Consider the following 19655-nt stretch of genomic DNA (forward strand, 5'->3'; position numbering starts at 1 on the left):
GAGCTGGCCAATGAGCAGCTCCAGCGGGAAAACTACCAGGCGGAGCTGCAGCTGCTGCAAGCCCAGATTCACCCGCATTTTCTCTTCAACACCCTCAACAACCTCTACGCCCTCACGCTCCGGCAGTCGGAGGAGGCGCCACGGGTAGTGGAGCGGCTGCGGGGGGTGCTGCATTTTGTGATGGAGCATCGGATGGCGCTGTCGTCGGCGCTGCACCTGCCCCTGCTGCTGACGGCCGGGGCCGCCGCCGGGCTGTGGGGATACCGCCGGTGGCGCCGCAAAGAGCTGGCCAATGAGCAGCTCCAGCGGGAAAACTACCAGGCGGAGCTGCAGCTGCTGCAAGCCCAGATTCACCCGCATTTTCTCTTCAACACCCTCAACAACCTCTACGCCCTCACGCTCCGGCAGTCGGAGGAGGCGCCACGGGTAGTGGAGCGGCTGCGGGGGCTGCTGCATTTTGTGATGGAGCAGGGCCACGCGCCCCTGGTGCGCCTGCGCGACGAGCTGGCCCTGCTGCGCAACTACGTGGCCCTGGAGCAGCTGCGCTACGGCCCGCGCCTGACGGTGGTGTTTGAGGCCCCCTTAATGCCGCCCCGGGCGGGCATTGCGCCGCTGCTGCTGCTGCCGCTGGTCGAAAATGCATTCAAGCACGGCTCCGCCGAGCAGCTGGGGGCTGCCCGCATCCACATCCGGCTGGCGCTGGCGCCCGATTACCTCACCTGCACCATCCACAACACGAAAAATGTCGACACTCCCACGGGAGCCGGTGGGATTGGCCTGCGCAACGTGCGCCAGCGTTTGCAGCTGCTCTATCCCGGCCAGCATCAGATCGAAGTCGAGGTGCTGCCTGATACCTTTACCGTGCGGCTGCGGCTACGCTTGCGGGAGCTGTCCCCGGCCGCTACACCGGGCCGCCGCCGGGCCGGGTCGATGGCCGCGCGGCGCCGGCGGCCGGTCCTGGCCCGGCGGCGGGAAGTTGCAACCAGCCAGGTGCCCGCATGAGCACCGTGATGCAACACCGGTTTGTCCGGCACGGTCTGTTCTGGGCGGCGATGCTGGCCTTTTCCCTGCTCATGCAGCTGCCCGCGCACTGGGGCAACGGCGCCAAGCTGTACGTAAGCGGCTTGTTTTTCAACCAACTGCCGGCCTCGCTGCTGGCCACGTATCCGCTGCTCTACTGGCTGTTGCCGCGGCTGATGCGGCAGCGCCAGTTCTTCGCGTTTCTGCCGCTGCTGGCCGCGTGGGGGGCCGCCTGCGCCCTGCTGACAATGCTGACGGTTATGTGCTTTGATTTCGTGATAATGCCGGGCCTATTTCATGCCCGGCCTGATCCGGCGTTTCACCGCGGCAGTTACTGGGCCCTGAACTACACCTTCTTCATCACCATGCTGACGGCCGGCATTGCCGTGACGGTGAAAATTGCCCGCCAATGGGAGACGCAGCGCTGCCAGCGCCAGCAGTTGCGGCAGCAGCGCCTGCGCACGGAGCTGCAGCTGCTGAAAGCCCAGCTGCAGCCGGCGTTCCTGTTCGGCACGCTTCGGTTGCTGCAGCGCCTCACGGCCGCGAAGGCGCCCGAGTCGCCGGAGGCAGTGCTGCACCTGGCCGAGCTGTTGCGCTACATGCTTTACGAAAGCCCCCACGACTCCGTGCCGCTGGCCGATGAGGTGGCCATGATGCGGCGCTACGTAGCCCTAGAGCAACTCCGGCTGGGCCGCCGCGTAGACGTTTCGCTCAACTTCAGCGGCGCGTTTGCCAACTACGTCATCGAGCCGTTGCTGCTGCTGCCGTTCCTGGAAAACGCGTTCCGGCACGGCACCGCCCCCGCCCTGGACTGCGCCTGGATCAGCATCGATTTGGTGGTGCGCCACCACTGGCTCGAACTCAAAGTCATCAATAGTCAGCTGCCTGGCGCGGCGGCCTGGACGGCAGGCGCTGGGCTACGCCGCGTGCGGCAGCGGCTGGAGCACCATTACGCCGGGCGCTATCAACTGCACCTAGTACCGGAGCCCGATACCTTTCTCGTTATCATGCACCTGCCGCTCGCGGCGCGGGCCCAACCGGTCCCCGGCCGACCACAACAGACAGCGCCCGTTACGACACTTCAACCACAACTGCCATGAAACTAACGTGCCTGCTGGTCGACGATGAGCCACCGGCCCTGGAAGTGCTGACTGCCTACGTGCGGGAAGTGGCTCACCTGGAGCTAGTCGGTACCTGCGACAATGCCCTGCAGGCCTTTGCCGACCTGCAGCAGCAGCCTGTCGACCTGCTCTTTCTTGACATCAAGATGCCCAAGATGCTGGGCACAGACTTTTTGCGCAGCCTGCCGCACCCACCCCAGGTTATCTTCACCACGGCCTACCGGGAGTACGCCTACGAGGGTTTCGAGCTGAATGCGGTGGATTACCTGCTCAAGCCCGTGTCGCTGGAGCGGTTTTTGAAAGCCGTGGCCAAAGCCACCAAAACCGAAGCCCCGCCCGCGCTGGCCGAAGCCCCGGCCGGGCCCAACCCCGACGCCTTCCTCTACTTCCGCATCGACCGCAAGATGGTGAAGGTGGTGCTGCGCGAGGTGCTGTACGTGGAGGGCCTGAAGGATTATGTGAAGATTCACTGCGCCGCAGGGCCGGCCCTAGTAGTCAAGCAAACTATCAATAGCATGGAGGAAAAGCTCTCGGCCAGCAATTTCCTGCGGGTCCACCGCTCCTTCATCGTGGCTCTCGACAAAGTGCATACCTACTGCCCGAGCCACCTGGAAGTAGCCGGACAGGAGCTGCCCATCGGGCGTATGTACCGGCAGCAGGTCGGCGCGGTGCTCCGGTAAGTGCGTCGTCCCGGAAGGCAATCCCTTGGCGGTGCCAGACTTTGCGCTCGCAGATGCGACGGGCATGGGCTATTCAGCATAGATATGAATCATGAGCCTACTTTGGGTAGACAGCTATGGGCCTACGTGTACTGCTCTACTACCCCTCTTACCTTTGCGCTTACCTCATCCCTTTCTTCCGCTACTACATGAAGCACTTCGCTCACTATCTTTTGTTGGCCTTTATCATCGCGACTAACCTGGTGATGTCCTCCTGCGGCAGCGACGACCCGGCCCCGGCCCCGACTACTGGTACCATAAACGGGCAGATTACCCCAGCCAACGCGGTGACCACCGTCACGGCTACCAGCAGCGCCACGCCGGTCACCACGGCTACGGCCACCCCCACTGCCAGCGGCGCCTACTCGTTTCCTAACCTGGTTCCCGGCACCTACACGCTGAGCTACGCGCCCGCGACGGGCTTTGCGGCGCCGGCCACGCAATCCGTGACGGTGACTGCCGGCGGGACGGCCACCGCCACCCCGGTAACAGCGACGATGGGCAGTACGGGCGGCGGCAGCTTGGCCTACACCGTCAACGGAACCCCCACCACGGCCAACCTAGTCACAGGCAATGCCTTGTTCGGCTCCCTCATCATCCAGGGCAGCAGTAACCAGGGCAGCCGGATCGTCTCACTGAGCCTAGACGGCTTACCGACCAGCGCGCGGACCTACACCTTCGGCGGGGCAGGCAGCACCTCCGAAATCACCGTGACCGAGGTGGCAGGCAGCAGCCTGGCTGAGTGGAGCACCTCGGCCGCAGGCGGTACCGGTACGGTTACCATCACGTCGGTGAGCGCCAGTCCACGCCGGGCATCGGGCACGTTCACCGCCGTGGCCCCGCCCCGCGGGACCGGAGCGACCGGGACGCGCACGCTCACGGCCGGCTCGTTCAGCAATGTCGCCTTCTAGGCCAGGCAGCCAACACGCCACTCTCAGCAAAGACCAGTCGGCCCCGCCGGCTGGTCTTTTTGTTTCCAGGCCGGGTTCGGCCAGGCGTCAATGCCACTTACCTGCTCGGGTTCAGTGCGCATGAGAATGGTATAGGCAGCGCCACCACTATCAAAGTGGTGAGGTTCAACAAGGGGGGCGTGCTGGTAGCAGGCCGTTTCCAGGCTTACTTTTTGAAGAAGGTATCGAGGGTGAGCTGGATACCGAGGTAGGCGGCAATGAAAGGGTCGGTTTCGCCGAGGTTGCCTCGAACCTCTACCCCTGCTGTGCCATTCAGCTTGGTGTACTTCTCTGTAATTCTGGTTTTGAACAGATAGAATGCCTTAGGGCCATAAGTGGTAGTCACAATGGTTCTTCGTCCATTCGGCGGCAGTTCCTCGGAAGCCACCTTATACACCGGGTTATTGGTGCTGACACCGAAAATGGCTTGCCCATAGAAGTCGAACTTCTTGGGTATGGACACATAGGTCGTGTACCCCACGCCGAAGTAGGCTTTGGTTCTATTGGTTACCTCCACGGTGTTGACGGGCCGGGCAATACCGGTGAAGGGCCGGTTGGCATAGCCTGCATTATAGACCAGCGTATCCGCACGGATGGGTATTTTCTTGGTCGTCGTCGTGGTCCGGGTACTCAGGCCTTCCAGATGGATAGTAGGGTAGGAACGAACCATGCGTTTCTTGTCCAAATCAGCCCGGCCCAGGAGTATCTGGACAGTATAGCCCCAGGTGCGGTAGTCCGACTTCGACTCCAGATTGAATCCGTTGCGCACGAAGCGGGTGGAATCCGGGATGAGCGCCTGCGTGGCCGGGTCAAGCAGAATATTCTCAGCGTAGTTTCTTCCCCGCGAGGAATCGGCGGTGTAGTAGTGGTAGTGGAAGATGCTAGTATTAAGACCTATGGTCCATTTATCATTTACCGACCAGAGTTCCGGCATGTTCAGTGTCAAATCACCCGCAAATTCTTTGAACTGCGGTTTGCCGAAGAAATCGACTGGCCGCCGTCAGGATCCTGAGATTGTTGTAGCTCGTATCGGCAATGGCTTTCACGGCATATTTGCCTGGCACGGGCTTGTGGGCGTCCGTGATAGTGAACGTGACATACTTAATCAGCATCGTATCGGGGCTGGTGGTTTTCTGCGCCTGCATGCGCAGAATGATGCTCTCGTCCGGCTCTCCTTTCTCCGCATCGTTATTGACGATAATGGTGAAGCTGCCCAGCATGGACGTAGTATTCGTTACCGTTACCGGCGTTGGGTTGGGACTGAAGGTGTAGTCCACGGTGGGCGTAGCTTTCCCCTTGTTTCGGTCCTCAATAGAAACGGCATACACCTCACCCGGCTTGGAGCCTTTGATACTGAAGTTGATCGTATAGGTCTTGTTTTTGGTACTATCCTCGGCCAGCTTCAGCTTGGACTCGATTTCTATGCGCTGCGCCTGCGCGGCCTGCATTCCCAACAACACACCCAACAAAACGAGTAAGCATTTTTTCATAAGTAGTGGCGATGAATGTGGTAGAATTTCGGCTAAATATACCTTTAGCTATATTGTTAGTAAATACCTAGTACTGGGTAGTGGGCTCCTAGTCGCTTGCCAACCAAGTGTAGTTCAACCGAAGTCAGAGGCCATACTGGCCCACCGACAGATTGAAACGTTGAGCAGCTCGTAGCCCTCCCTCACAATTTCTCCCAAATCATGGTCCAGCAGGTACTCTTTATCCAGGGGGGCGGCGCAGAAGATGATTATGTGGCCGATAGCCCGCTCGTCACGTCGCTGCAGCAAGCCCTGGGCGATGCGTATGCCGTGCAGTACCCGCGCTTGCCTGCGGAGCCAACCCCGGATTTTGGACGGCTACAGCAAATCGGCAACGCGCTGTCGGTACTCCCATCGGGCAGCATGGTAGTAGCCCATTCGCTGGGCGCTTCCATGCTGCTGAAATACCTTGCCCAACGTTCCAAGCCGCACCCGTTCGCCGGCCTGTTTCTACTGGCTACCCCCTACTGGCAGGGCAACGAAGACTGGAAAGAAGCTCTGAAACTACCCGCCGATTTTGCGAGCAGGCTCCCGGCTACCGTTCCGGTTTTCCTCTACCACTGCCATGATGACGAGCAGGTGCCCATTGCGCACCTCGACCTGTATGCTCAGCAGCTGCCGCAGGCCCACGTGCGGCACCTACCCAGTGGCGGCCATCAGTTCACGCACGGCCTTTCACTGGTTGCCCGCGACATCAAATTGCTGTAATCCTCGCTGGGTAAGCATTCCGGCAAGCCCGTATTTAACACCCGGCAAAAGTACTGCGGCTCTTTCAAGCGGCTGGAAGGTTATTCGCTCAACGAGACAGGCAGTTTACTCTTGGTCGGTCAGCAGGATGAGTCGGCTCCAGAATGTTTCTACAGTAGGCGCCACTGAAAGCGTTCTATTACCTGTTGGCGGCGTATCTTCGGCTACGATGCGACACTCCTTTTTCCGCCTGTGCGCCACTGCCCTCACGCTCCTGGTTGGGCACATTGGCCTGGCAGGATGACTTTCGGTCCGACGCAGTAATGCCACCGGTAGGGGCCACCATCCGGCGACAATAAGCGACGACTTGCGCCTCTTTTCTCACCCAACATCTCATTTTCTACATCCCATTCCGGTGCTTCACTTTACATCTAGAATTAGTCTGGCGCTCGTAGTAGCGGCCGGGTTGTTGGGGGCCTGCAAAACGGAAGAATCCGCAGCGCCGACTCCGGACCCGGGTATCACCAATACCATTCCTACCCCACCCCAGTACGGTACGCCCTTCGCCGGAGTACCCGACCGGCAGGATGCGGTGATGTACCAGGTGAATATGCGCGCCTTCAGCCAGGGCGGTAACTTTGCCGGCGTAACTGCCCGCCTAGACTCGATTAAGGATCTGGGAGTAAACGTGCTGTACCTGATGCCGATTTATCCGATCGGCACCGACAGCAAATCTGTGAACTCACCCTATGCGGTCAAGGACTACCGCTCGGTTAATCTGGAGTTTGGCTCCCTGACGGACTTGCGGACCCTGGTGGACGCCGCCCACGCCCGGGGCATGGCCGTCATGCTCGATTGGGTAGCCAACCACACCAGCTGGGACAACGCCTGGATTACGCAGCACCCCGAGTGGTACCAGAAAAATGCTTCTGGCGCCATCACGCCCGTATCCAACAACGGCACCACCTACAACGACGTGGCCCAACTCAACTTCACCAACGCAACGCTGCGCGTGGAAATGATTTCAGCCATGAAGTCGTGGGTGTACTCGGCCAACGTGGACGGGTTCCGTTGCGACTACGCGGACTTCCAGCCCAATTATTTCTGGCAGCAGGCGGTCGATACGCTGCGCGCCATTAAAACGCACAAGCTGCTGCTGCTGGCCGAAGGCACCCGGGCGGCCAATTTCACTTCCGGCTTCGACTACAACTTTGGCTTTAACTTCTACGGTGGCATTTACCAGGTCTATAAGAACGGGGCGCCTGCCACTACCCTTGACGCCCTGAACACCAGCGAATACGCCGGGGCTACGGGTACGCAGCAGGTCGTGCGCTACATTACCAACCACGACGTGAACGGCTCCGATGGCACGCCCGTCACCTTGTTCGGGGGCAAGGCCGGGGCCATGTCGGCCTTCGTGATAACGGCCTTGTACAAGGGCACTCCCATGGTGTATAACGGGCAGGAAGCCGGTATGAGTCAGGCAATTCCCTTCCCGTTTACCTCCGTAAAGGTCGCCTGGGGCACCAACCCTGACGTAAAGCGGGCCTATAAGCAGCTGCTGGCCGTGCGCGCCGGCAGCGCCGCCCTGCGGGTCGGTGTACCTACGGCCTACAGCACGGCCACGGTGTGCGCCTTCACCAAAACGGCCGGCGCCGAGCAGGCCTTTGTGCTGGCCAATGTGCGCAATACCGCTACGACCTATTCCGTACCGGCGGCGCTGGCCAACACTACCTGGACGAATGCGCTGCAGGGTGGTTCCGTCACCGTGGGCACTCAGATTTCGCTGCCGGCCTACGGCTACTTGGTACTGAAAAAATAGGCTGGATAATTCACTGTTCTGGTATCCTCGGCCCGGAATCCAGGCGGGACCGGGCCGAGGATACTTGAAGAGCCAGCAAACACTATCTCTCACGCGGGCTAGTCGACTTACGTTACACGTCCGGTAGTTAACGCGAATCTTGCCCTGTATACCCGCTACCCCACTTGGCGCGGGCAGCTGCCTCCTACCAGTTGGCCAGCACGGCCGCGACCACGGCTCCGGTCAGCGTGTTGAGCAGGTTGACCAGGTTGTTGGTCACCACCCCTGCCCGCTCCAGCGTGGCCCCGATGAGGGAGTCTACCAGGTTGCCCGCCGTACCCGCAACCAGCAGCCAGCCGAAAGCGGGCCCCCAGCCAAACCCGGCGCAGTACACGGCGGCCACCAGGGCGCTGCCGCCCAGTCCCAGCAGCGTGCCCTCCAGGCTCACCACGCCATTCAGGCCGCGCGTGTCCGGCCGAAGCGTGAGGATGTTATAGTAGCGGCGGCCGTAGAGGTTGCCCAGCTCGGAAGCCAGCGTGTCGGCCGTTGCAGCAGCAAAGCAGCCGGCCAGCATCAGCTGCGCCAGGGCGCCGTAGCGCGGCAGCTGCCAGGCCACTAGTCCCAGCAGGCCGGCCAGGCCGGCATTGGCCAGCACCTGACCGGCGGTGCGACGCCCCTTGTTTTCCTCGGCCAGGCCCAGCCGGCGCTTCTCACCCACTTGCCAGGCGGAGGCGGCCGTACCCAGCCCAAAAAACAGCGCCAGCACCGCCAACCCCGTAAAGCCGCCGCCCAGGTAGATAAGCAGCCCCAGCCCGCCCCCGGTCCAGACGCCGGCCGGGGTAAGCTTTCCGGCCCGCGCACTGTAGCCCATGCCCAGGGCGAGCAGCAGCAGAACCAACCCGAAGCGAAGCGCAAATGCCATAGCCCCAAAAGTACAGCCCACGGCCCATATGCGCTGTGCCTTCGGGCAGGCGGACGCGCTACCAAACCGCGAACCTTCGGCCCCTGCCTACGCTCCGGATTTTTTTAGCCTACTGCCCTAAGGCGCTGTGCCACCCTGACCGCCGCGCATATCTTTACTGCATGAAGTATCTGTATCCTCTCGCCTTATCTCTACTCATTTCGACGACGGCGTTAGCGCAGACCGGCACCGCTCCTGCCGCCGCCCCCAGCCAGCAGCCGAAAATCCGGTTAACCGAGCAGTCGGTCGTTACGGATGCTGGCGGCACCCGCTTACCATATATGGTGTGGCGCCAGATGGTCGCGACGGGAGAGTATAAGCTGACTCCCGCTCCCGACTATTCCCCCAGTGCCCCCACGTTTCGGGTGGTGAGCCAAACGGCGGAGGAGCGGGCCCGGCAGCTGGCCCGGCTCCCGGCGCCGGCGCCCAGCCCGTTCTTTACGACCGGGCAGGAATTGCCGGCCTTTAAGCTGCGTGACCTGCAGGGCCGTAAGTACGACAGCAAGGAGCTGGCCGGTAAAATCGTGGTCCTCAACTTCTGGTTTATCAACTGTGGTCCCTGCCGGTTGGAGATTCCCGAGCTCAACAAGCTGGTGCAGCACTACGCCCAGCGGGACGATGTCGTTTTTCTGGCCGTCGCCTTGGATGAGCGGGCCGCGGTGCAAGCGTTTGTTGAAAAACGCCCGTACGACTATGCCCTGGTAACCGATGGACGCTATATTGCCGAGCGCTACGGCGTTAAGTCCTTTCCTACCAACCTAGTGCTGGACCGGCAGGGCAAGGTGGTCTTTCACGCGCAGTACCATCCTAACATGGCGGCTTATCTGCAGCAGGCAATCGAGGAAGCGAAATGAGTAGTGCTATCCACTCCGCTTATACCATCCTTCGCGGGATGCGTTACCGCGCAGCACTGCTGCTGCTGGGCGCGCTGCTCCCGCTGACGGCGCTGGCATGGACTACCTGGTCTGCGTACGCCGTGGATACGCAGCTTTCCGTGCAGCTGCCCTCGCCTCCGCAGGAGATTGACCTGGCCAAACAAGGACTGTCGCAACCCAACCTGCGGCTGTTCATCGCCAATGACGAGGTCGGCATGTACCAGATCATCCGCATGCAACTCACGCCGGAGATGGCCGCACAGGTGCACAGCCCGGCTGATCGGCAATCATTTTACGACGGCTTCCTGCGCAGCCTGGTGGGTGATCTGAAGGGCCAGCTGCTGACCCGCACCACCTTCCCGACGGCAGCCGGCGAGGGCGTTGAGGTAAAATTCCGCTCGGTTCACAAAGGCACCGGCCTGAAAACGGTCAAGTTCAGCCGCGGGCTGCTGGTGGGGGATGTGTGCTACGGATTCAACTTTCTGCCGCGCGACGTAAAGGACACGGCGGGCACCAGTGGGCAGGCGGAGCGGCAGCAGTTTTTTTCCTCCATCACCGCCACACTGCGTCCCGCGAAATAATGATGTCACAATTCGGGGCAAAAGGGCCTTGAATGCGTGGAGGAATGGGTGCACCTTGGCTTGCAGTAAACGACGTGTTTACGTTCCGCTCCCCTTTTCCACAACCAAACCCGCGAATGCCCCGACCCGCCCGGTCGGGGCATTCCGGCTTTTTGGGCGCAGTTCATACTTTTTGCGTAGCTTTTCTGGGTCCATTCAATACGTGCAGAGAGCGGGTGCCCCTTGGCCCCGCTTTCTGTTTATTGGGCCCCAGGTCAGCAGGATCCGGCCTGGCGTTTCGGGGGCTTGTTTTTTACTGGCACCTCAGGGCAGCGGTCGTGGCCTGGCAGCTGCGCAGCCATTCCTCGGCTTCCGGCAAGGACTCGAAGCACTGCAGCTCCAACTCTGCTGCCAGGCCCGCCGGAAAGGTCAGTATGTCGTGGTGCGTATCAGCCTGTACGACGTGGGCCAGGTAGCGCAGACCCAGGTGCCGGGCCTGCGGTAGCCAGACGTGCTGAAGCCACTGCACCGAATCAAACCACGGGCCTTTCAGGGCCAGGTTGTCATTCAGCAGATACGGACAGGGATAGGCAGCGGCCTGCACCAGGTACTGCTGCGCGCCGCGCAGGGCTTCGGCCGTGTCAATGTAGCCTTGCCAGGTGGCACGCAGCCACTGGTTTTCCGACTCGTAGGTGAGCGTGCAGCTACTGCCGTCCACATCGCGCAAGGTAAAAAGCTGCATGGCCGGAGAAGGAAAAACAGGTTAGGGTAAGTGCAGCGGCGCATCGCGCAAGGCGCACACGTCGTCCCAGCACAGCTCCCCGGCTACATACCCCTCATACAGGCGCTGCACGCGCGCGGGAGCAGCTGCATAGCGCGCGGGGTCGACTGCATGCAATTGCGCTAGGACTTGTTGGCGCTGGGGCTGCGTCTGGGCGTTACGCAGGGCCTGAAAATGGATATCATCATCTTCCGGTAGCATAGAGGAAGGCCCAGGTAGCAGCAGAAAACATCGTACGCCCGCCGCTGGACCGGATGGTACACCTACGTATACGAGGCGTAGCCAGTAGTGGATTACTGGTTAGCCAATTAGATCTGGTGGCTTGCGCTTTAGCGGCTTTGCACCAGGACAGACGGTCAATGTCCCCGCCGTGAAGGCAGTCAGGTTAGGTAACCTGCTACTGCAGTCCTTTTAGCCTGTTATAAAACGCCTCGGCATAGGTGTCACTGATGGGAATCAGCTGGTCGGCAATCTGAATCCGGTTTTTCTCGATGTGGTCAATCTTGTCGATGGCGACCAGAAAGGACCGGTGTACGCGCGCAAACTCCTGGGCGGGCAGCAGTTCTTCCAATTTGGCGAAGCTGAGCAGGGTCATAATCTTTTCTTCCCGGGTATGAATTCGCAGGTAGTCCTTCATGCCTTCCACGAAGAGAATGTCGCGGGTTGCCACTTTCTGGATGCGGTGGCCCACCTTGAGAAAAATATACTCCTGCTCCGGCTTCGTTGCCGCTTTTTTCTCCTTCTTTTCCGGGGCCGGCCGGGGGCTTTGCTCCTGGTACAGGCGCAGCACGGCTTTGTAGAACCGCTCAAAAGTGAAGGGTTTCAGCAGGTAGTCCTTCACTTCCAGATCATAGGCCTTCAGCGCGTACTGGTCGTAGGCGGTGGTGAGGATGATCAGGGGCTTGGGATTCAGCATCGGGATGAAGCTGAGCCCGTCGAGGTCCGGCATGTTAATATCCAGAAACAGCAGGTCGGGCTGGTCAGCCGCCAGATGAGCCGCCGCCTCCAGGGGACTCATGAAGGTGCCTTTCAACTCCAGAAACGAAACTTTGCTGATATACTCTTCCAGCATTTCCTGGGCCAGGTGCTCGTCCTCAATGATGTAGCAGGTGAGCTTGTCTTTCATGGGCCGGGGCGCGAAGGCCGTGGATGGTAAGCAGGACTGTGAAGGTGTCACCGGAGTCCTGAATGGTGAGCGTATGCTGGTCGGGATACAATAACGCCAGCCTTTTCCGAACGTTGGGCAGCCCGATGCCGCCCGGCTCTTCCAGCGTGTTAGCCGGCTTTTTGGCAATGGGATTCCGGACACTGAAGGTCAAATCGCCTTCTTGTATCTCTACCCTGACCTTGAGGTCGCCGGGTTCCAGGCGGCCGGGGCTGTGCTTGTAGGCGTTTTCCAGCAGGTGAATGAACAGCAGAGGGGCAATGAAGCAGGCGGCCGTCTCCCCTTCTATCTGCAGGTCGACCACTGGGCTGTGCTTGTAGCGAAGCTGCTGCAGGCTCACATAATCCTGCAGATAGTCCATCTCCCGGGCCAGCGGCACCGTGGCCGCGTTGGACTCATAAATCATGTAGCGCATCAGCGAGGCCAAGTGCATGACGGCTTCCGGGGCGGCCGGGGCCTGCTTGTAGACCAGCGTGTGGATGTTGTTGAGGGTATTGAACAGGAAGTGCGGATTAATCTGCGACTTCAGGTTGGTGAGTTCGGCCTCCACGGCCTGCTTCTCCAGCTGCTCTTTCCGGATGGTGTTCAGCACCAGTGTCTCGGTGACCCGGGCCAGCCAGCTCAGGCACAGAAAGATGACCACCGTAAGTTGGTGCAGCATGTAATACCCGAAGTATTGCATGAACTCGAACGGTTTCTGGTGGAAAAGCAAAAACGGAACCGGCCCGGTCAGCACGATGGCCACCATTTGGAGCCGATAGTCTTTGCCTTTCCGCTGACCAGTGTACTTGGTCAGCAGGTAGAAATTGCTGTAGAAAACATACAGACAGGTGGCAATGAATCCCACCGTTGTGCTCCGCCAGTGAGCATCGTTGTCACTGCTCAGCTGCAGGACAACCAGCGAAGCGAACAAGACCCAGACAACCAGGTGAATCAGCCAGAAGATTTTTTTGACGCGCTCCATCGCACAAAGGTGGGATTTTCGGGTGGGCCCCGGGCCAGCGTTTCGACCAGCTGCAAAGGTTACTCTACGGGAGGGGAAAATGAGCCTGCCAATGATTTCGCGGCAGCAAAGCCCCACTTGGTCGAGTACTTCCCCGCAACAGCATATCGGGTTTCGCTATTCGAGCCGCTGCCAATTGCTTCGTCCTGAAATAAAGAAAGCGGCAGTGGCCAAGGTGCCGGGCTTGTCTTTTTTAGAATAAACCGAAGCAACTCAGCGGCAATGAAAAATCAACCAGGGGGCCTGACTATCCGCAATGTCTCCAAACGCTATGCGAATGGCGTGCAGGCCTTGCACAATGTGTCGCTGGATATTCCGCCGGGCATGTACGGGCTGCTCGGCCCCAACGGCGCGGGCAAATCTACCTTGATGCGCACGCTCGCCACGCTGCAGGAGCCCGATGCCGGGCACATCTTTTTGGGTGACCTGGATGTGGTGAACCAGAAGGAAGCGGTGCGCCAGACCCTGGGCTACCTGCCCCAGGAATTCGGCGTGTACCCTAAAGCCAGCGCCGAAGAGCTGCTTGACTACTTCGCGGTGCTCAAAGGCATTACCAACCGGGCGGTGCGCCGCGCCACTACCGAGGCCCTGCTCCGACAAACCAACCTCTGGGACAAGCGCAAGCAGAAGCTGGGCGGCTTTTCGGGCGGTATGAAGCAGCGCTTTGGCGTGGCGGTGGCCCTGCTGGGCAACCCCCGTCTGCTGATTGTGGACGAGCCCACCGCCGGCCTCGACCCCGCCGAGCGGGTGCGCTTTCTGAACCTGCTCAGCGAACTGGGCGAGAACAGTGTGGTGATTCTCTCCACGCACATTGTGGAAGACGTTTCGGAACTCTGCACCAACATGGCCATCATCAACCAGGGCCACATCCTGCTGGAAGCCGAGCCCCAGCAGGCCGTAGCCTCCCTCCGGGGCTGCATCTGGCGCAAGCTGACCGACAAACGGGCCCTGCCGGCGCTGGAGCAGGAACACCAGGTTATTTCTGCCAAGCTGCTCAGCGGCCGTACCCTGGTGCACGTGTTCAGCCCGGACATGCCCGGCCACGGGTTTGAACCGGTGGAGCCGGATTTGGAGGATGTTTACTTCAGCGCCATGACGGGCTGCTTCACCGCAGTTAGTCAGCAACCAAAAGCGGAGGGGATAACGCTATGAAGTTCCAACGGATTTTTGCGCTGGAATTCAGCTACCAGCTGCGCCGGGTTGCTACCTGGCTTTACTTCGGGGTCATCCTGGTCATCACGTTTCTGGTAGTCATTGCCAACTATGCCTCCGATGCGCGGGACGGGTACATTGTACTGAATGCGCCCATCGTCATGGCCGCCGTCACGGTTATCTGCTGCGTGTTTTGGCTGGTGATAGGCGCCTCCGTGGCGGGCGAGGCGGCGGCCCGGGACGTGCAGACCCGCATGCATTTGCTCACCTATGCAGCCCCCACCAGCAAAGCCGCCTACCTGGGCGGGCGGTACTTAGCCGCCTTCGCCCTTAGCACCTTCCAGCTGCTCGCCATCCCGGTGGGGATGCTGCTGGCCATGCACTTTGCCGGGGTCGAAGCCGAGATTCTGGGCCCGTTTCGGGTGGCACCCTACCTGACTACCTTTTGCTTTATCGCGCTGCCCAACGCGTTTTTCGCGACAGCCATGCAGTTTTCGGCGGCGGCGCTCAGCCGCCGGGCCTTGGCCAGCTACCTGGTGGGCGCGGCCCTGTTCGCGGCGTCCTACACGATATGGCCGCTGCTGGAAAAAGGGGGAGCATGGGGCAATCTGGCCGACCCGATGAGTTTTGGCCCGGTGCTGAGCCATCTGTCCATTGACTGGAGTCCGCAGGAGAAAAGCACGCGCTTCCTGCTGCTGGAGGGCTCGTTTCTTGCCAACCGCCTCCTGTGGTTTGCCATTTCGCTGGGCCTGCTGGCCTTTACCTACTTCCGGTTTCAGTTCGTGCTGCCCGGATCCGGCCAAAAACTACCGTCAGGCAAACCGCTACCCGCCGCGGTGCCGGCCGGGGAAAAGCTGCACTGGGGCACCGGGCAGGCGCTGCCGCCGGCTCGGGGAACGTATGGCTGGGCCACGCAGCTGCACCAGTTGCGCCTCATCACCTGGGAATCCTTTCGGCAGCTCGCCAAAAGCAAGGCCGGGCTGCCGCTGCTGGCCGTCTTCGCCCTGCTGGTGGGGGCCACCATAGCCGGCAACCTGAAGGGCCGCGGCGTGCCCTTGCTGCCCCGCACCGACTTTGTGCTGGAGTACCTGACGGCGCCGCTGGCGGGGCCGGCCGCTTTCTGGGTTCTTATTGCCTTGCTGCTTATTTTCTACGCCGGCGAGCTGGTATGGCGGGAACGGGAAACCGGGCTGAGCGAGGTTGCCAACGCGGCGCCCGTGCCCGAGTGGGTGCTGTTTCTGAGCCGGTTTCTGGCACTAGGCTTGGTGGTGGTGGTGTGGCTGGCCTTTTTGATGACGGCTGGCCTGGTGGCGCAGGCGGCCATCGGTGGTGCTGCTCCGGAAATTGGGCTGTACGTGCGGGCCCTATTCGGGCTGCAGCTACTCGACTGTCTGCTTTTCGCCCTGCTGGCCCTTACCGTGCATGTGCTGGTAAATCAGAAGTTTGTCGTGCATCTGATAGCACTGCTGGTCTACGGGTTCATGTCCTTTGCACCTACGCTGGGCATCGAGCACAAGCTGCTCATCTTTGGCGCGAGTCCGCCCTGGACCTATACCGATATGGCCGGCTTTGGGGCGACGTTGGCGCCCTGGCTGTGGTTCAAAGGGTATTGGGTGGCCTGGGCGCTGTTGCTGGCGGTGGTGGCGCGGCTGTTCTGGGTGCGGGGCCGGGAGGGCAGTGTTGCGGCGCGGCTACAGCTGGCGCGTCGGCGCTGCACGCGTGCCACGGCTCTGGTTTCGGCAGCGGCAATGGCTTGCATCCTCTTGTTTGGCGGTTTCATCTTCTACAACACCAACGTACTGCATGACTACACGTCTGCTGCTGAAACCACCGCGCAGCGGGCCGCATATGAGCAGCGCTACCGCCGGTACCTGAACGCCCCCCAGCTCCTGCTGACCGGCGTAAACCTGCAAGTGGAAATCTACCCCCAGCAGCGGGCGGTGGAGATACAGGGCACGTACCGGCTGGTGAACAACACCCCGGTGCCCATCGACTCGGTGCATCTGGCCACGGGGGCAGGCGTGGAAACCACGGCAATTCAATTCGACCAACTAGCCAAGGAATTGCTCGTGGACACGGTGCATGGGTACCGCATATACACCCTGGCCCGGCCCCTGCAACCCGGCGACTCGCTGCGCCTCAGCTTCCAGGTAAAGCACCAGGCGCGCGGCTTTTCCAACAACGGGGCCGACGCGCAGGTGCTGGCCAACGGCACCAGCTTCCGGAATCTGGAGTGGCTGCCGGTGCTCGGGTACCAGCCCTACCGGGAGCTGGACGAGGCCGGTGCCCGCAAAGCGTATGGCCTGGTCCCCCGGCCCGTTACCTACTCGCTCTACGACGTGGCGGCTCGCCGCTACGCCCCGTTCCCCGAGCAAATCCGTTTCGAGGCCATCGTGGGCACGGAGGCCGGCCAGACGGTGGTGGCGCCCGGCACCCTGCGCCGCACCTGGGCCACAGCGGGCCGCCGCTACTTCCATTACGTGACGGAGGCGCCCATTCGCAATGAATACGCCTTTTTCTCGGCCAACTACGCGCTGCAGCAAGGCACGTGGCGTACCCCGTCGGCCGGCCCCGGGCAGGAGGTGGCCATCCAGATCTACTACCCCCCCGGAATGACAGAGAACCCGGCGCGCATGGTCCGGAGCGCCCAGGCGTCGCTGGACTATTACACCAGGCAGTTTGGGCCCTATCCGCACTGGCAACTGCGCTTCGTAGCCCATGCCAGCTACGCCTTCGGCAACCACGCCTCGCCCATCAACATTACGGCGGAGGAAGGCTTTTTCCTCATGAATCCAAAGCAGGACGAGCGGGGCTTTGACCTGGTAACGGCCGTTGTCGCGCACGAGGTAGCCCACCAGTGGTGGGGCAACCAGCTCAAACAGGCTTACGTGGAAGGAGCCGGCCTGATCACCGAAAGCCTGGCCTGGTTTTCGGCCATGGGCGTGCTGGAAGACCAGTACGGCCCGGAGCATCTGCAGCGGCTGCTGCGTTTCCTGCGGGAGGAGAACGAAACCCCGCGCACCCGGGCCGCCAAGCCGCTGCTGCAGGCCAATGACTTTTACCAGAACTACCGCAAAGGCCCCTTCGCGTTGTACGCGCTGAGCCAATACATCGGCCGCGACCGGGTAAACGGCGCGCTCCGGCAGCTGCTGGCCAAGCACCGCCCCGGCACGCTTCCTCATCCCACGTCACTCGACCTGTACCAGGAGCTGCAAACGGCCACGCCGGACTCGCTCCAACCGCTGCTGCACGACCTGTTCCGGGCCAACACCTTTTGGGAGCTGGCCACGAAATTCGCCACTGCCAAACAACTGACAGCAGCAACCTGGCAGCTCTCGCTCACCCTGCAGGCCCGCAAGCTGGTAGTGGACAGCGCCGGCACCGAAACCAGGCTGCCGCTGCAGGAGTGGGTGGAAATCGGAGTATTCGCCCCCGCCGAAGCGGGCAAGCGAGTCGACAAGCCGATTTATCGGCAAAGGCATCGGCTCCGATCCGGCACCCAGACGCTTTTGCTGACCGTGCCGGCCCGGCCCGGCAGGGTTGCCGTTGACCCCCGCCAGTTGTTAGGTGACTGGAAGCCAGATGACAACGCCAGGGTGGTGCAAGTAAAAAAGTAAGTGTGAATACTGTTCTCCGCATCGGGTCAAGAGATGAGGGACGAGCACTATTTACTGGCCACGTGTGGCCAATAGTACCTGGGCGTTGCTGTTTCCGGGCGGGTGCGCCGCTACTCGACCAGTGTTCTCACTTCTGCACTGAGGGTATTTGCATGCCGGGCCAGCGTGTGCTAAACCTGTTGACTGACCCGCTGGTAGTTCTGCTGCACTACTATTGTCAACGCGGCGCTGTCCCCTTCTCCGGTCCTGAACGTGGTCATCGGGTACAACGGAATTTAGCTTCCATCGCCCGCAGGCATATCACATTGGTGTCGATGGACTGCTGCACTTGCGAGGCGTTCAACGCGTCTGCGGCGGCGCTGAAAAATATGGCCTCCTACCCCTCCCCTATCGCTTCGTGCTGCAGGTATTAAAGCATCTGCGCGCTGCTACCGGTGTTGGTATAAGCCGCTTTACTATACATTTTGGAAATAGTTAATTTAACCTGCCTCCGAGAATAGGTGGCATTTTTGCTGGTGTATTCTGGTTCTTATTCACCTTAATACTCCTGCACTACCGCCGCTTCATTCGGTTTGCTGCGCTTGCCCGGCCCTACTTTTGGGCTGCTTTTGGGCTGCTTTTAAGACTTTTTTTATCTGCTTTTCTACTGCCTTCTCGTTGCGATGAAGCAGCAGCTGCAGGGCTTGCTGCTGCCGTTGCAGCTGCGCCCCGCTGAGCGTTTCCAGCTACACATTGAGGTTGCCCACCAAGATTTCATCAGGCGTAATACCCGCTCCAGCGTGATGCGGGTCCGCAGCATTTCCTTAAGCATGGCTGTGAGCAGCGTGTGCTTCTGCTCCTGCATGAACCCGAATACTCGGTCCCCGAGCTTCTTATCTGCTGCATGATGAGCTGCCCTTCCTGGGCTTCATTCCCGTGCGGGTCCAGGCCCTGGATGGCTAAGTATTCCACCGCCGCGCTGGCGTACACGTTCAGACTGGCGCCGACTTCCACTGCGGCCATTTCCGCTTTCCGGTGGGCATTGTTGTCCAGCGTGACCCGTTTATATAGCTCCGCGCTCATCGTGGTGCTTTCTTTCGGTTTTGCAGCCTTTGGGCCAGTTCCTTTGCTTTAAATCAGCTACTTACCTTGCTATGGCCCATAAATCAGATCTGCTGATGTATAAACAACTCAAGACTAGTGCGTTAGCCATGGTGTTGGAGTGTTCTTCTTGCTGAGCCTATTCTCCGATAGCAAAAAGGCGGTTAAAAGCTAGCTTGTAGGCGCTGCATATAGGTCTGCAAGTAGAATGTATTCTCAGGAGAACTCGCTACTTGTTACATTAAAAAACCCCTTATCCTATTTATACACTAGTGTAATTCTCTTCTTTTACACCAAAAACCGACTCTGTATTCGACGATCCCAAAAGGAGTCATGGTAGAAAAAATCCACTACTACACTTCTCTACTTTTATACTAGCTCGCCCTACCGGGTCTAATTAATAAAACTATACTCTTCTATTTTTACACTTCTCTACTTTTCTACAAATCCACTACGTGGCAGCGATAAACATTTAGGGTCTTCTTCTCTACAAATCCACTTTTCTACTTATACACTAGCACAGAATCCGCTTTAGCAGAACTAAAACAGTTTTCTACCTTTCTCTACTTATACACAAAGACAGAAAGCTGTTTTTATCTAATTCTACTTTTATCTTTTTCCACTATTCTTTTTA

The 19655-nt window shown here is 60.1% G+C and carries 17 protein-coding genes; 10 read left to right on the top strand and 7 right to left on the bottom strand.

What is annotated here, in order from left to right; translation table 11 throughout:
• From IC231_RS19635 to IC231_RS19650, 4 genes are all read left to right on the top strand, one after another.
• Nucleotides 1-1002: histidine kinase (locus IC231_RS19635; RefSeq protein ID WP_190786172.1), on the top strand; the 1002-nt coding region annotated here is incomplete at its 5' end.
• Nucleotides 999-2120 carry a sensor histidine kinase gene (locus IC231_RS19640; RefSeq protein WP_190786173.1) on the top strand — a complete coding sequence of 374 codons (1122 nt, stop codon included), beginning with the start codon at nt 999-1001 and terminating at the stop codon, nt 2118-2120. The genes IC231_RS19635 and IC231_RS19640, both read left to right, overlap by 4 nt.
• Entirely contained in the window at nt 2117-2821 is a 705-nt protein-coding gene (locus IC231_RS19645) for a LytR/AlgR family response regulator transcription factor (RefSeq protein WP_190786174.1), read from the top strand. The genes IC231_RS19640 and IC231_RS19645 overlap by 4 nt, the downstream gene beginning before the upstream one ends.
• Nucleotides 2822-3009: 188 nt before the next feature.
• The gene (locus IC231_RS19650) at nt 3010-3771 is read left to right on the top strand and encodes a hypothetical protein (RefSeq protein WP_190786175.1); all 762 of its coding nucleotides are present in this window, start codon (nt 3010-3012) and stop codon (nt 3769-3771) included.
• Between the two features lie 205 nt (nt 3772-3976).
• Here the strand turns inward: IC231_RS19650 and IC231_RS19655 are convergent, their stop codons facing one another.
• Nucleotides 3977-4744 (bottom strand): hypothetical protein, encoded by a 768-nt coding sequence (locus IC231_RS19655; protein ID WP_190786176.1) that lies wholly within the window; start codon nt 4742-4744, stop codon nt 3977-3979.
• Between the two features lie 13 nt (nt 4745-4757).
• Nucleotides 4758-5300 (bottom strand): hypothetical protein, encoded by a 543-nt coding sequence (locus tag IC231_RS19660; protein WP_190786177.1) that lies wholly within the window; start codon nt 5298-5300, stop codon nt 4758-4760.
• A 201-nt stretch (nt 5301-5501) separates the two neighbouring features.
• On the opposite strand from IC231_RS19660, the gene IC231_RS19665 reads away from it, so the two are divergent.
• The gene (locus IC231_RS19665) at nt 5502-6047 is read left to right on the top strand and encodes an alpha/beta hydrolase (protein ID WP_190786178.1); all 546 of its coding nucleotides are present in this window, start codon (nt 5502-5504) and stop codon (nt 6045-6047) included.
• A 394-nt stretch (nt 6048-6441) separates the two neighbouring features.
• Nucleotides 6442-7848: an alpha-amylase family glycosyl hydrolase gene (locus tag IC231_RS19670; protein ID WP_211539210.1), complete on the top strand. Its 1407-nt coding sequence runs from the start codon at nt 6442-6444 to the stop codon at nt 7846-7848.
• 184 nt (nt 7849-8032) lie between these two features.
• On the opposite strand, the gene IC231_RS19675 is transcribed toward IC231_RS19670, so the two are convergent.
• Nucleotides 8033-8749 (bottom strand): DUF92 domain-containing protein, encoded by a 717-nt coding sequence (locus IC231_RS19675; RefSeq protein ID WP_190786179.1) that lies wholly within the window; start codon nt 8747-8749, stop codon nt 8033-8035.
• Between the two features lie 161 nt (nt 8750-8910).
• Between IC231_RS19675 and IC231_RS19680 the strand changes: the two genes are divergently transcribed.
• The gene (locus IC231_RS19680) at nt 8911-9642 is read left to right on the top strand and encodes a TlpA family protein disulfide reductase (protein ID WP_190786180.1); all 732 of its coding nucleotides are present in this window, start codon (nt 8911-8913) and stop codon (nt 9640-9642) included.
• A gap of 38 nt (nt 9643-9680) precedes the next feature.
• Complete coding sequence (locus IC231_RS19685) at nt 9681-10244, top strand: hypothetical protein (protein ID WP_190786181.1); 564 nt, start codon at nt 9681-9683, stop codon at nt 10242-10244.
• A gap of 292 nt (nt 10245-10536) precedes the next feature.
• Here IC231_RS19685 and IC231_RS19690 read toward each other — a convergent pair whose 3' ends face one another.
• From IC231_RS19690 to IC231_RS19705, 4 genes are all read right to left on the bottom strand, one after another.
• On the bottom strand, nt 10537-10965 hold the full coding sequence (locus tag IC231_RS19690) for a hypothetical protein (RefSeq protein ID WP_190786182.1): 429 nt from the start codon (nt 10963-10965) through the stop codon (nt 10537-10539).
• A 21-nt stretch (nt 10966-10986) separates the two neighbouring features.
• Nucleotides 10987-11205, bottom strand: a complete 219-nt coding sequence (locus tag IC231_RS19695; protein WP_190786183.1) for a hypothetical protein — start codon at nt 11203-11205, stop codon at nt 10987-10989.
• A 196-nt stretch (nt 11206-11401) separates the two neighbouring features.
• Nucleotides 11402-12130, bottom strand: coding sequence for a LytR/AlgR family response regulator transcription factor (locus IC231_RS19700; protein WP_190786184.1), 729 nt, complete (start codon nt 12128-12130; stop codon nt 11402-11404).
• The gene (locus IC231_RS19705) at nt 12099-13133 is read right to left on the bottom strand and encodes a sensor histidine kinase (protein WP_190786185.1); all 1035 of its coding nucleotides are present in this window, start codon (nt 13131-13133) and stop codon (nt 12099-12101) included. The genes IC231_RS19700 and IC231_RS19705 overlap by 32 nt, the downstream gene beginning before the upstream one ends.
• 261 nt (nt 13134-13394) lie before the next feature.
• Here IC231_RS19705 and IC231_RS19710 point away from each other — a divergent pair, with 261 nt between their 5' ends.
• Nucleotides 13395-14324, top strand: coding sequence for an ABC transporter ATP-binding protein (locus IC231_RS19710; RefSeq protein ID WP_190786186.1), 930 nt, complete (start codon nt 13395-13397; stop codon nt 14322-14324).
• A complete protein-coding gene (locus IC231_RS19715; RefSeq protein WP_190786187.1) occupies nt 14321-17941 on the top strand; it encodes a M1 family aminopeptidase in 3621 nt (1206 codons plus the stop codon). Before IC231_RS19710 ends, IC231_RS19715 begins: the two co-directional genes overlap by 4 nt.
• The last annotated feature ends 1714 nt before the right edge of the window (nt 17942-19655 follow it).

Origin of the sequence: Hymenobacter duratus (assembly GCF_014698995.1) — a bacterium.
GTDB classification, from domain to species: domain Bacteria; phylum Bacteroidota; class Bacteroidia; order Cytophagales; family Hymenobacteraceae; genus Hymenobacter; species Hymenobacter duratus.

Excerpts from the sequence above, each read along its gene's own strand:
- IC231_RS19685 (WP_190786181.1), top strand. The coding sequence starts at position 9,681 with ATGCGTTACCGCGCAGCACTGCTGCTGCTGGGCGCGCTGCTCCCGCTG.
- IC231_RS19660 (WP_190786177.1), bottom strand. The coding sequence starts at position 5,300 with ATGAAAAAATGCTTACTCGTTTTGTTGGGTGTGTTGTTGGGAATGCAG.
- IC231_RS19690 (WP_190786182.1), bottom strand. The coding sequence starts at position 10,965 with ATGCAGCTTTTTACCTTGCGCGATGTGGACGGCAGTAGCTGCACGCTC.
- IC231_RS19695 (WP_190786183.1), bottom strand. The coding sequence starts at position 11,205 with ATGCTACCGGAAGATGATGATATCCATTTTCAGGCCCTGCGTAACGCC.
- IC231_RS19640 (WP_190786173.1), top strand. The coding sequence starts at position 999 with ATGAGCACCGTGATGCAACACCGGTTTGTCCGGCACGGTCTGTTCTGG.
- IC231_RS19710 (WP_190786186.1), top strand. The coding sequence starts at position 13,395 with ATGAAAAATCAACCAGGGGGCCTGACTATCCGCAATGTCTCCAAACGC.
- IC231_RS19680 (WP_190786180.1), top strand. The coding sequence starts at position 8,911 with ATGAAGTATCTGTATCCTCTCGCCTTATCTCTACTCATTTCGACGACG.
- IC231_RS19650 (WP_190786175.1), top strand. The coding sequence starts at position 3,010 with ATGAAGCACTTCGCTCACTATCTTTTGTTGGCCTTTATCATCGCGACT.
- IC231_RS19700 (WP_190786184.1), bottom strand. The coding sequence starts at position 12,130 with ATGAAAGACAAGCTCACCTGCTACATCATTGAGGACGAGCACCTGGCC.
- IC231_RS19645 (WP_190786174.1), top strand. The coding sequence starts at position 2,117 with ATGAAACTAACGTGCCTGCTGGTCGACGATGAGCCACCGGCCCTGGAA.
- IC231_RS19655 (WP_190786176.1), bottom strand. The coding sequence starts at position 4,744 with ATGCCGGAACTCTGGTCGGTAAATGATAAATGGACCATAGGTCTTAAT.
- IC231_RS19675 (WP_190786179.1), bottom strand. The coding sequence starts at position 8,749 with ATGGCATTTGCGCTTCGCTTCGGGTTGGTTCTGCTGCTGCTCGCCCTG.
- IC231_RS19705 (WP_190786185.1), bottom strand. The coding sequence starts at position 13,133 with ATGGAGCGCGTCAAAAAAATCTTCTGGCTGATTCACCTGGTTGTCTGG.
- IC231_RS19715 (WP_190786187.1), top strand. The coding sequence starts at position 14,321 with ATGAAGTTCCAACGGATTTTTGCGCTGGAATTCAGCTACCAGCTGCGC.
- IC231_RS19665 (WP_190786178.1), top strand. The coding sequence starts at position 5,502 with ATGGTCCAGCAGGTACTCTTTATCCAGGGGGGCGGCGCAGAAGATGAT.